Annotated in this window: 9 protein-coding genes and 1 pseudogene; 9 read left to right on the top strand and 1 reads right to left on the bottom strand. The window is 31.1% G+C overall.

Features of this window, described 5'->3' with window-relative positions:
- A partial coding sequence (locus tag QZZ53_RS10180; protein WP_296384217.1) for a hypothetical protein occupies window positions 1-1,431 on the top strand: 1,431 nt, incomplete at its 5' end.
- A 39-nt stretch (window positions 1,432-1,470) separates the two neighbouring features.
- Here QZZ53_RS10180 and QZZ53_RS10185 read toward each other — a convergent pair.
- Complete coding sequence (locus QZZ53_RS10185) at window positions 1,471-1,965, bottom strand: hypothetical protein (RefSeq protein WP_296384219.1); 495 nt, start codon at window positions 1,963-1,965, stop codon at window positions 1,471-1,473.
- An 82-nt stretch (window positions 1,966-2,047) separates the two neighbouring features.
- Here QZZ53_RS10185 and rsgA point away from each other — a divergent pair, with 82 nt between their 5' ends.
- The 8 genes and pseudogenes from rsgA to queA all read left to right on the top strand — a co-directional run.
- Window positions 2,048-2,998: a ribosome small subunit-dependent GTPase A gene (rsgA, locus tag QZZ53_RS10190; RefSeq protein ID WP_296384221.1), complete on the top strand. Its 951-nt coding sequence runs from the start codon at window positions 2,048-2,050 to the stop codon at window positions 2,996-2,998.
- Window positions 2,995-3,447 carry a D-aminoacyl-tRNA deacylase gene (gene dtd / locus QZZ53_RS10195; RefSeq protein ID WP_296384223.1) on the top strand — a complete coding sequence of 151 codons (453 nt, stop codon included), beginning with the start codon at window positions 2,995-2,997 and terminating at the stop codon, window positions 3,445-3,447. The genes rsgA and dtd overlap by 4 nt, the downstream gene beginning before the upstream one ends.
- Window positions 3,447-3,965, top strand: coding sequence for a metal-dependent hydrolase (locus QZZ53_RS10200; protein ID WP_296384224.1), 519 nt, complete (start codon window positions 3,447-3,449; stop codon window positions 3,963-3,965). The genes dtd and QZZ53_RS10200 overlap by 1 nt, the downstream gene beginning before the upstream one ends.
- A gap of 128 nt (window positions 3,966-4,093) precedes the next feature.
- On the top strand, window positions 4,094-6,004 hold the full coding sequence (locus QZZ53_RS10205; RefSeq protein ID WP_296384226.1) for a DUF3857 domain-containing protein: 1,911 nt from the start codon (window positions 4,094-4,096) through the stop codon (window positions 6,002-6,004).
- A 61-nt stretch (window positions 6,005-6,065) separates the two neighbouring features.
- Window positions 6,066-8,021, top strand: a complete 1,956-nt coding sequence (locus QZZ53_RS10210; RefSeq protein ID WP_296384228.1) for a transglutaminase domain-containing protein — start codon at window positions 6,066-6,068, stop codon at window positions 8,019-8,021.
- Between the two features lie 2 nt (window positions 8,022-8,023).
- Window positions 8,024-8,350: a nucleotide pyrophosphohydrolase gene (locus QZZ53_RS10215; RefSeq protein ID WP_296384230.1), complete on the top strand. Its 327-nt coding sequence runs from the start codon at window positions 8,024-8,026 to the stop codon at window positions 8,348-8,350.
- 32 nt (window positions 8,351-8,382) lie between these two features.
- Window positions 8,383-9,606 (top strand): 3-phosphoshikimate 1-carboxyvinyltransferase, encoded by a 1,224-nt coding sequence (locus QZZ53_RS10220; RefSeq protein WP_296384232.1) that lies wholly within the window; start codon window positions 8,383-8,385, stop codon window positions 9,604-9,606.
- A 72-nt stretch (window positions 9,607-9,678) separates the two neighbouring features.
- Window positions 9,679-10,497, top strand: a pseudogene (queA, locus tag QZZ53_RS10225) (tRNA preQ1(34) S-adenosylmethionine ribosyltransferase-isomerase QueA); the annotation flags it as partial.
- Window positions 10,498-10,540: the final 43 nt, after the last annotated feature.

Here is a 10,540-nt window from a genome sequence, read left to right on the forward strand (position 1 = left end):
TCATTAATCTCTACAAATGAAATTGATTTGTCTAGCTTTAAAAATAAGTCTATAGATTTTGAAGAAATTGCCTTAATAGGAAGTAAGATATATGTTTTTGGTAGTGTTTATGATAAGAAACAAAAAGAAGCTAATTTATTCGGTATTGAAGTTTTACCTAGTGGTAAGCTTGCTAATGAGCAAGTAAAACTGTTTACAACTAAGGTAACTAAGAAAAGAGAGCAAGGTGCATTTTATTTTAAGGATTCGCCAACTAGAGATCGTTTGTTAATTATGCATGCGGCACTTTTTGATAAAGAAGAAGTGATTCAGTACGAAGTTAAATTATTAGATGAGAATTTAGATTCAACAATGTCTCACATTGAGAAAGTGCCTTTTGAGGACAGAAAAGGACTAGAATTTACAATATCAGATTATGATGTGAGTGTTAATGATGATGTGTTTTTAGTTATTAATGAAAGTTTTAGAGATAGAAAGACTAAAACTAATAACGAAAAATTTCAGGTACACGCTTTTAAAAGCTCTAATGGATATGCTAAAGAGATTATTGACATAAAATTTAAAGATAAAGAGATTATTAATTGTGAGATGTTGGCAAATAAAGAAGGTCAACTACATTTAGTTGGTTTTTATTCTAGTGTTAGAAAAAATGGAAAAGCAAATAAAGAGCTTAAAGGGATTTATGCTGCTGCTGTAACTGTTGCTACAAATACTGTTGATCGTCTTAATTTTAATGAATTTGATTATGAAACTAAAGTGAAATTAATAGGTGAGCGTCGTGCTAAAAAAGGTAAAGATGTAAAGCCACTTTATGTAACACATAGTTTAATTGAAAAGAATGATGGAGGTTTAATTTTACTATCAGAATATCAATTAGTAATCCAAGGAAGAGCGGCTGGAATAGGTCCATTAGCATTTACACCAATCACATTTATTAATAATGAGATAATAGTTACATCTTTAAATCCAGATGGAACAGTAGCTTGGTCTAATGTTATTCCTAAAAAACAAAAGGCTTCTTATACAACACTATCTCTTGGGATATTTGGCTTTTCTAATCAAGGTAATTTTTCGGTAAGTGCAGGTATTATGGTGCCATTAACAGTTATGGGAAAAGGACCAGAATATCTTAGTGCAATGCCAATTTATCATAATGATAAGTTAACAGTTATTTTTAATGATAATACTAAAAATTATGGTGTTACTGATATCGAAAAAATTAAATGGTTAGGTAACTATAACAAAGCTGTGCCAGCTGCAATGACATTTGATAGTGAAGGTAACTTTACAAGACTAGATCAGGAGAACGCTGAAAAATATCAATTGGTTTTACGTCCAAGAGTATTTTACAGAACGTCTCCATCTGAATATATCATCTATTCGTCTAGAAAAAGTAAAGACAAATTAGGTCGAATGACCATTAGTCAATAAAGATTAAAAAAAGGCTCGCTATATGCGAGCCTTTTTTTATTACAGATTTCTCTTAAAAGTATATCGAGTTATAAAAATACCTTGGCCATCACCTTTGCCTCCAGAACTTTCTACACCAGTATTAATAAATGCTAATTCCCAACCTTCGGCTATCATCGTATTAACCTTTGATGTCATTATAGCATCATTTGCAGCTATATTTTGAAAATGAATACCTCCTAGGTTATAGAAGTTTAAGAGTTTAGTTTCTTCATAATCTTTAATTCTAATTTCACCTCTTTTAGATTTATTTTTTTCGTCCTTGCCTTTCTCACCAGATCTAACCGTTGTAAATTCTTTGTAATCTTTTACTTCGTTTGCAGAAATCATTCTAGATCGTCCTAACCCATTAGGGACAATAGATTCTACAACAGTAACAACTTTGTACTCAATTTGAGCGATTGATTTTTCTTCATTTAATTTTTCTTTGCTAAGAAATGAAAATGAAATAAATCCTACCACGAGTAATCCAATAAATAAAATGTTTTTTTTCATGATATGTGTTTTAAGTATTAAGTATCTAAAATAATGATTTTTTAGTTTAATGTTGTTACTTTGTTGTTGGTAAGAAATGTAAATGACAGGAACAGTATATAAATCTACAGGCAGTTGGTACACTGTAAAAACCTTAAATGGTAAATTTTATGAATGCCGTATTAAAGGGCGTTTTAGATTGCAAGGCATAAAAAGTACTAACCCTATTTCTGTTGGTGATATAGTAGAATTTGAATTAGAGGCAAAAAATAATACAGAAACCGGAGTCATTAACCGCATTGAAGAACGAAAAAACTATATCGTTCGTAAATCAGTAAACCTATCTAAGCAAACCCATATTATTGCGTCTAATATTGATCAAGTATTTTTATTAGTCACTATAGATAATCCGCCAACATTTACAAGTTTTATTGATCGTTTTTTAGTGACTGCTGAAGCTTATTCTATAAAAACAATTCTGTTGTTTAATAAAATAGATACCTATGATGAAGAAACCTTACTAGAAGTAAAATACTTAGCGAGTGTTTATAGACAAATAGGATATGAATGTATCGATATTTCTGCAACTACAGGAAAAAATGTAGATAAAGTAAAAGCATTAATGTTAGATAAAGTAAGCATGTTTGCAGGTCATTCTGGAGTAGGTAAATCTACTTTGGTAAATGCAATAGAACCTAGTCTCGACTTAAAAACAAAAGCTATTTCTCAGCAACATATGCAAGGCCAGCATACAACGACTTTTGCAGAGATGTTCGATTTAAGTTTCGATGCTAAAATAATTGATACTCCAGGAATTAAAGGTTTTGGAGTTGTGGATATGGAAAAGGAAGAAGTAGGTGATTACTTTCCTGAGTTTTTTGCACTAAAACAAGATTGCAAATTCAATAATTGTCTGCATCTAAAAGAACCTAAATGTGCGGTGAAAAATGCACTTGAAAACGATGAAGTCTCTTATTCGAGATATAGAAGCTATATTCAGATTTTAGAAGGTGAAAATGAACATTACAGAACCGATAATTGGGATAACGAATGAAAGTTGTGATACAAAGGGTTTCTGAAGCATCTGTTGTTATTAATAATGCAAAAGTTGCATCTATTAAAACAGGGCTTCTAGTGCTATTAGGTATTATTAATGAAGACGGCCAAGAAGATATTGATTGGTTATGTAAAAAGATAATTAACCTTCGCATTTTTCCAGATGAAAATAAGGTTATGAATACTTCATTATTAGATACAGATGGAAATGTGATTGTGGTTAGCCAGTTCACACTTCAAGCGAGTACTAAAAAAGGGAATCGACCAAGTTATATAAAGGCTGCAAAACCAGATATTGCAATTCCGCTGTACGAGACATTTGTAAATACATTGCAAACATATTTAGGTAAGCAAGTTCAAACAGGTGAGTTTGGTGCAGATATGAAAGTACATTTGGTTAATGATGGACCAGTAACTATAATCATTGATTCTAAGCAAAAAGACTAATGGCATCAATTTTTGGTCATGGCTTAGTGGCTTATACAACATCGAAACTTATAGATTCTAAATCTAGTAGGTTACTTTTGTTTTTAGCTATTGGATCAGCTATAATACCAGATTTAGATGTTTTAGCCTTCAATTTTGGAATCCCTTATTCTCATCCTTTTGGTCATCGCGGATTTACACATTCCATACTGTTTGCAATACTTTGGAGTATGTTATTGTCATTTTTATTTGGAAAGAGCAGAAAGTTCATATTTGTAACTGTTCTGTTTTTATCAATAGTATCACACGGAATTTTGGACGCAATGACATCTGGCGGAAAAGGAGTTGGTTTTTTCATTCCTTTTGAAAGTTCAAGATATTTCTTTTCATTTAGAGGAATTAAAGTTTCACCTATTGGTGTAGAAAAATTCTTTTCAGAATGGGGAGTTAATGTTATTCTAAGTGAGCTTAAATATATTGGTATTCCTTGTTTTATAATTTTAGGCATTGCGTTTATAATAAGAAAATTAGATAATTAATATCAAAAGCCTAATAAATAAGCAGATTATCGAATAATTGAAAAGCGTAAGAAATATATGATAAAAAGCATTTGAAGGAATTGATTAACTTTCTATATTGTGTGACCAAACTCAATTAAATCAACTTCATGCCTAACATAAAGTCTACGCTATCCATTTTTTTAGTATTCCTATCATTTTATAGCTTTTCGCAAACAGAAGATGTTTATAGTTCTTTATTTGTGCCAGAAGAACTCAAAACTAAAGCCAATGCTGTTGTTAGGTACGTAACCAGACAGATTATAATTAATGATTATGATGATATGGTAATTAGAAGAAAACGTATTGTCACTGTTTATAATAAAGAGGGGGTCAGGCATGCAAAGGCTTATGAACACTATAGTGAGGATACAAAAATAAAAAATATTGAAATTAAAGTTTTTGATAGTACAGGTGAAGAAATTAAAAAAATCAGAAAAAAAGATTTCACTGATGCAAGTGCAGTAAATGGTGGTACGTTATATTCAGATAATAGAGTATTGTATTATGATTACACACCTTTAAACTTTCCATTTACTATTGAATTTAAATCTGAGGTTCATCATGAGAGTACGTCATATTTACCTCATTGGATGCCAATAGATGGGTATTATTTATCAGTTCAATTTTCAGAACTAAAAATTGAAAACAATTTAGGTGAAGAGTTAAGATTTAAAGAGCAAAATTTTGATGATTTAAATATAGAAAAAGTGTCAAAATATCACTTTAAAGCTGAGAAATTAGCTTCTATAGAATACGAGGCCTATAGTCCAAAGTTATCATTAATAGCGCCAAGATTGAGTTACGCTTTAGATAAGTTTATGATTAATGGTGTGGAAGGAAGAAATGGAGATTGGAAAAATCAGGGAAAGTGGATGTATGAGAAAATGTTAAAAGACAAATTAGTACTGTCTGAACAAACAAAAGAGTTAGCCGTAAATCTAGTTAAAGGTGTTAAAAACCCTATAGAGAAAGCACAGTTAATTTATAATTATGTACAACAGAATACTAGATATATAAGCGTTCAGGAAGGTATTGGTGGAATGCAACCTATTGATGCTTTAACAGTAGATGAAGTAAAATATGGAGATTGCAAAGGGCTTTCAAATTATACCAAAGCGTTACTAGCACATGTTGGTGTAGAGTCCTATTATACAAGATTATTCGCATCAAGTAAACTCCAAGATGTTGATAAAGATTTTGTGTCTTTTCAGGGACAAACTAATCATGTAATCTTAGCAATACCTAATAATAATGATTATATATGGCTAGAATGTACAAGTCAAACCAATCCTTTCGGATTTACAGCTGGTTTTACAGACGATAGAGATGTGTTAGTTGTGAAACCAGAAGGTGGAGAAATTGTGCATACAAAAGTGTACGAAGCTGATGATAGTGTTCAAAAAACAACAGCTGAGATCGCATTAGATATTACAGGCAGTTTTATAGCAGATGTTAATATTATAACTACAGGATATCAGTATAATCTTCATCAAGGTATAGAAAATGAAACAGATAGAGATCAACAACTACATTATAAAGAATACTGGGATAATATCAATGACATTACTATTGATGATATTACCATTGTTAATGATAAAGAACAAGTAGTTTACAATGAAAGCATAAAGTTATCTTCAACTAATTACGCTTCTAAAAGTGGTAATAGGTTTATTCTTCAACCTAATATGTTTAATAAAGTAACTCAAATTCCTCCGCGATATCCTGAGCGAAAATTAGGATTTAAAATAGATCGTTCTTTTAAAGATGCCGATGAGTTTATGATTCAAATTCCAGAAGGGTTTAAGATAGAAGCCATGACTGAGGGTAAAGAACTCAATACCAAATTCGGAACTTATAAATTTAAATTAGAGACTTTAGAAGATAACAAAATTAAATACACTAGAACTTATATTCTAAATAAAGGAAATTACCAAAAAGAAGATTATAAAGCTTTTAGAGATTTTAGAAAAAAAATTGTGAAGAACGACAAAACTAAAATTGTTCTTATAAAAGTTTAAGCCTGTCTTTTTAAAAATCAGATCAATTTATATTAGCTATTAAAACCAATATTTCAAACGCATGAAACATCTATTTTTTATTATAATAACTGTTGTAAGTCTTAATCAAGTTATTAGTCAAAATTTTAAATTCGGAAAAGTATCTAAAGAAGAGTTGCAAGAAAAATTTCATCCTATAGATTCTTCAGCTTCTGCAGCCGTACTCTATAGGCATGAGTCCATAAGTTTTTATTTCACGGAATCGGATGGTTTTATGCAGCAACGAGAAATTCATGAACGAATTAAAGTATATAATAAAGATGGATTTGATTGGGCAACAAAGAAAGAATATCTATATCAAGGAAGTTCGCGATTTGAAGAAAATATGAGTGGACTTAAAGGAGTGACATTTAACTATGTAGACGGTAAAATTATAAAAGACAAATTAAGCAGTGAGGGCAAATTTAACGAGGATTATAACGAATACACAAAAATAAACTCTTTTACTATGCCTAATATTAAAGAAGGTTCAGTAATTGAGTATAAGTATAAAATTACAACGGGATCATTAGGTATTGATGATATCATTTTTCAATATCGGATTCCGATTAACAAACTAGATGTTAAAATAGCAACACCAGAATATTATGTGTATAAAAAGCAGATGAATTTAAAGGCATCTTATTATCCAAAAATAAAAGAATCTGCTAAGAACTTAACGGTTCCGTTTAAGTACATAGTAAATATAATTAGTGCAGAAGAAACTGATGTGCCAGCTTTAAGAGCTGAAGCCTATGCAGGTAACATAAACAACTATAGAAGTAAAATGGCTTTAGAGCTCAGCGCCATTTTAAATACCTATAAGGTTGTGGAGAAATCATTTTCTTCATCTTGGGAAGAGGTCACAAAGACCATTTATAAAAGTGATAATTTTGGAGGCCAATTAAGTCGGTCAAATTTTTATAAGGATGATATAAATACATTATTATCTAGTGTAACAGATGATTTTCAAAAAGCGTTTTTAGTTGAGAATTTAGTAAAATCTAAAGTGAAATGGAATGGTAATTATAGTAAATACACACAAAAAGGAATTAGATCTGCATACAAAGAAGGTGTTGGTAATGTAGCAGATATCAATTTATTGGTAACATCAATGTTGCGTTCTCAAGGTATTAAAGCTTATCCGGTTTTAATAAGTACCAGAAATAATGGAATTCCACTTTTTCCAACTCGAGAAGGGTTTAACTATGTTATTTGTATGGTTAAAAAAGGGGAGAGCTATATGTTAATTGATGCTACTGAACCATTTAGTACAAATAATGTGCTACCAGAACGCGTTCTCAATTGGAGAGGAAGAGTGATTACAGAAGATGGTAACTCTCAATGGATAAATATAATGTCACAGGCAAAATCCTTGGAATCGACTAGGTTAAATGTTAAAATAAATGATGACTTCTCCGTTTCTGGTAAAGTTTCAAAAAGCCTTAACTCATATTCAGCATTAAGGTATAGAAATAAGTATGCATTAACCACAGAAGAAGATCATATTAAAGCTTTGGAATCTGATAAAGGTGATTTAGAAATTGCTGAACTGAATTTTGAAAATAAGAAAGATATTACAGAGCCTGTAAAAGTATCTTATGAGTATGAATTGTCTGATGGAGTTGATGAAGTTGGAGATAAACTTTATTTCTCACCATTGTTGTTTCTTGCATTAAAAGAAAATCCATTTAAACTGGAAGAACGTCAATATCCTATTGATTTTATAATGCCTTATGAAGATAAATATCTTATTAATATAATGTTACCAGAAGGTTATAACGTCGAATCACTACCTGAAAATGAAATTATGGAATTTAAGGATGGTGATGCTAAGTTTCAGTATATATTAAGAGAGAATGGACGATATTTGCAATTAAAAGTTAATTTAGATATAAACAACCCAATCATTGGGTCTTTAGATTATAAAGTGTTTAAAAGTTTTTTTAGTTCACTTGTAGAAAAACAAGCAGAACAAATCGTATTAACAAAAGCTTAATTATGAATATTAAAAACGCACAAAAGGAAGTTGATGATTGGATTAAAGAGCATGGAGTGCGCTACTTTAATGAGCTTACCAATATGGCACAACTTACAGAAGAAGTAGGTGAAGTGGCACGTATTATTGCAAGACGCTATGGTGAACAAAGCGAAAAAGAAAGTGATAAAGACAAGGATTTAGGTGAAGAGTTATCGGATGTTATGTTTGTTGTTTTATGCCTGGCAAACCAAACAGGTATAGATTTACAGGTTGCTTTTGATAAAAAAATGAATAAAAAAACAAAACGCGATCACGATAGACATCATAATAATGATAAATTAAAGTAGATTTGTAGCTTCATTTTATTTAGAGTTTCCTTATGGACGTTAGTATCCTAAAATCAAAGCTTCTTAGTCAACAAGAGATTCAAATCACTGGATCTAAAAGTGAATCTAATCGCTTGTTATTATTACAAGCCCTTTACCCTGAAATTTCAATAGAAAACCTATCTAATTCAGATGATTCTGTGTTAATGCAAAAAGCATTATCATCAAATGATACAATTGTTGATATTCATCATGCTGGTACAGCAATGCGATTTCTGACCGCTTATTTTTCTGTTCAAAATGATAGAGAAGTTACTTTAACTGGTTCTTCTCGTATGAAAGAGCGTCCAATAAAAATATTAGTCGATGCCTTAAGATCACTAGGTGCTGAAATTTCTTATCTCGAAAATGATGGTTTTCCACCAATAAAGATTATTGGCAAAGAACTCACTAAAAATAAAGTTGCTCTAAAAGCCAATGTAAGTAGTCAATATATTTCGGCATTACTACTCATAGCTTCTAGGTTAAAGAATGGATTAGAGTTGAATCTGGAAGGGAAAATTACTTCTGTACCTTATATAAAAATGACCTTGAGTTTATTGAATGAAGTTGGTGTAGAAACTAGTTTTATTAAAAATACTATCGTGATTAAACCTAAAAATTCAAAACTTAAGAAACAAACGTTGACAGTTGAATCTGACTGGTCGTCTGCATCCTATTTTTATAGTGTTATTGCATTAAGTGGCATTGGCAAAGAAATTACTTTAGCTTCATATAAAAAAGAAAGCTTACAAGGTGATTCTGTATTAGACGAGATCTATAAAAATTTTGGAGTTGAAACTCATTACAATGAGAATAGTATTAGACTGGTTAAGATGAATGAAGCTTTTACAAAGGATTTAAATTTTCATTTAAGTGATGCACCAGATATTGCTCAGACAATCACTGTTACTGCTTTTGGTTTAGGTAAAGTATGTGAAATGACAGGTTTACACACACTAAAAATTAAAGAAACAGACAGATTAGTTGCACTTAAGACTGAATTGGAAAAGTTAGGTGCAGAAGTCACTATTTCTGAAGATACTTTGCGTTTAGAATCTTCAAATAAAATTAAAAGTGGAATTTCTATTGCTACATACCATGACCATCGTATGGCCATGGCATTTGCGCCACTTGGATTAAAAACTTCAATTTTAATAGAAAATGCAGATGTAGTGAGTAAGTCTTATCCGCAATTTTGGGAAGATTTTAAAGCAATTGGCTTCAGTTTAAAATAAACATCTATTTACTTGACAAGGCCTATGTTGAGATTGTATATTTGCAACTTGTTAAAAAAATAAAAATTATATATGAAATTATCACACTTTAGTTTTGACCTTCCAGAAGAATTATTAGCAGAACATCCTGCAGAACACAGAGATGAATCTAGATTGATGGTGCTTAATAGAGAGAAGCAAACTATTGAGCATAAAATGTTTAAAGATGTTATCGATTATTTCGATGAAGGAGACGTGATGATTTTAAATAACACTAAAGTATTTCCTGCTAGATTATATGGTAATAAGGAAAAAACAGGTGCGCGTATCGAAGTATTTTTGCTACGTGAGTTAAACCAAGATCAACGTCTTTGGGATGTTTTAGTAGATCCTGCTCGTAAAATAAGAATTGGTAACAAATTATATTTCGGTGAGGATGAAACATTAGTTGCTGAAGTTATTGATAATACAACCTCTAGAGGTAGAACCTTACGTTTTCTTTACGATGGGTCATATACAGATTTTAGAAGAAAATTAACACAGCTAGGTGAGACACCTCTTCCAAAATATATTAAGAGAGAGGTTGAGCCAGAAGATGAAGAGCGTTACCAAACGATTTTCGCTAAGAATGAAGGAGCTGTTGCTGCACCAACTGCAGGTTTGCACTTTTCTAAACACTTATTAAAACGTTTAGAAATTAAAGGTGTTGAAATGGCTGAAGTAACATTGCATGTTGGTTTAGGTACGTTTAACCCAGTTGAGGTAGAAGATTTATCGAAGCACAAAATGGATAGCGAAGAGATTGTCATTACAGAGCAAGCTGCAGATAAAATAAATAAAGGAATTAATAACAAGAGACGAGTTTGTGCTGTTGGTACAACGTCTATGCGTACAGTTGAAAGTTCTGTTTCTTAAAACGGAAGACTAAATGATTATGATGGTTGGACGAATAAGT

This window comes from Winogradskyella sp. (assembly GCF_016744625.1).
Lineage (GTDB): Bacteria > Bacteroidota > Bacteroidia > Flavobacteriales > Flavobacteriaceae > Winogradskyella.